The 1,022-nt window shown below is 51.6% G+C and carries 1 protein-coding gene; it reads left to right on the top strand.

The features are described 5' to 3' along the window. Positions 1 to 82 precede the first annotated feature (82 nt). Positions 83 to 883, top strand: a complete 801-nt coding sequence (istB, locus tag HA050_RS21695) for an IS21-like element helper ATPase IstB (protein ID WP_166830582.1) — start codon at positions 83 to 85, stop codon at positions 881 to 883. Positions 884 to 1,022: the final 139 nt, after the last annotated feature.

The following is a 1,022-nucleotide window of genomic DNA, read 5'->3' as shown; positions in this document are numbered from 1 at the left end:
ACCGAGCGTTATGACCAACTGCGCGAGACGGATGAGTCAACCTCAACCAGCACTGACACAGTGACACATGAAGGAGCTCATCATGCGTGATATTACTGCAGAACTCAAAGCCTTGCGGCTGCATGGTATGGCGGGCGCCTGGGTGGATTTGAAAGCCCAAGGTGGTTTAGGTATTGATACCTCTAGCTGGTTGATCGAGCATTTGCTGCAAGCCGAAAACACTGACCGAGGTATGCGTTCGATCCAGCATCAGATGAGTGCGGCCAAGTTCCCTGTGCATCGGGATTTGGCTGGGTTTGACTTCAGCGCCACCAAATTGGATCAAGCATTAGTTGGGCAATTAGCGACGCTGGCCTTCACTGAAACCGCACAGAACGCCGTCTTTATTGGCGGTCCAGGCACAGGGAAAACGCATCTGGCGACGGCGATCACGATTGCAGGCATCACGCGTCATGGTAAACGAGCGCGTTTCTACTCGACAGTGGACTTGGTCAATTTGCTTGAAAAGGAAAAGCGTGAGGGCAAAGCAGGACGGATTGCGCTGAGTTTGATGCGGGTTGACGTGGTGATACTGGACGAGCTGGGCTACCTACCATTCAGCCAAGCTGGGGGTGCTTTGCTGTTTCATTTGCTCAGTAAGCTATACGAACACACAAGCGTGATCATCACGACCAATCTGAATTTCTCGGAATGGTCGAGTGTGTTTGGCGATGCCAAGATGACGACCGCGCTCTTGGATCGACTGACCCATCATTGCCACATTGTAGAGACGGGCAATGAGTCTTACCGCTTCCAGCACAGCAATATGATGGCGAAAACGAAAATCAAACAACGGGAGCAAAGCAGGAAGGACGAACTAACAACGGAACCTGAGCAATTCTAAAGCGAAGATGATGAAAAATAGCGGGCGGGCCGTTCGCTATTTGCTAGACTTATCCACAGTTGCTCGATGAAAAAGCAACGCCCCGGCCTGGGTCAAAATTGGATCGGCAGGGTGGGTCAAATTTCAATCGGCGCTAACA

The organism is Iodobacter violaceini (genome assembly GCF_011601265.1).
Taxonomy (GTDB): Bacteria; Pseudomonadota; Gammaproteobacteria; order Burkholderiales; family Chitinibacteraceae; genus Iodobacter; species Iodobacter violaceini.
This window is presented reverse-complemented; position numbering and strand designations above follow the sequence as displayed.

Excerpts from the sequence above, each read along its gene's own strand:
- istB (WP_166830582.1), top strand. The coding sequence starts at position 83 with ATGCGTGATATTACTGCAGAACTCAAAGCCTTGCGGCTGCATGGTATG.